1 protein-coding gene is annotated in these 336 nt (G+C 48.2%); it reads left to right on the forward strand.

Annotated features, from left to right (window positions below; translation table 11 throughout):
• Positions 1-185 (forward strand): hypothetical protein (locus KDM89_RS20880; RefSeq protein WP_212689750.1); only part of this gene is annotated, 185 nt, incomplete at its 5' end.
• Positions 186-336: the final 151 nt, after the last annotated feature.

A 336-nucleotide genomic window follows, 5' to 3' on the forward strand; every position in this document is an offset into this window, starting at 1 on the left:
GATCAGCAAAATACTGGCATATTTTATGTCTGCGGCGTACTTCACAGCACTGTACACTGAGGTTTGATGCGGTTCTCAAAGCAAAAACTGGCCAGAAGGCGCGCCAAACCTGGAGATTCAGAAAAACAGCGTCAACCCACAAGCCACTCAAAATAAAAAAACTGCCCACTTTAGGGGCAGCTTAGGAACAACTTAAGGTCAGCGCAACAGTTTGCTTTACTGCGCTTGCGGGCGTATCAGCACAAACTGCGATGCGTTTTCGCGCCTCACCAATAACACGGCAGGTTTTTTCGGGTCCAGCTTGGCCAGCATCGCATTGAATTGCTTGGTATCTTT

Source organism: Cognatundibacterium luofuense, from assembly GCF_018139685.1.
In the GTDB taxonomy this organism is placed as follows: Bacteria; Pseudomonadota; Gammaproteobacteria; order Burkholderiales; family Burkholderiaceae_D; genus Undibacterium; species Undibacterium luofuense.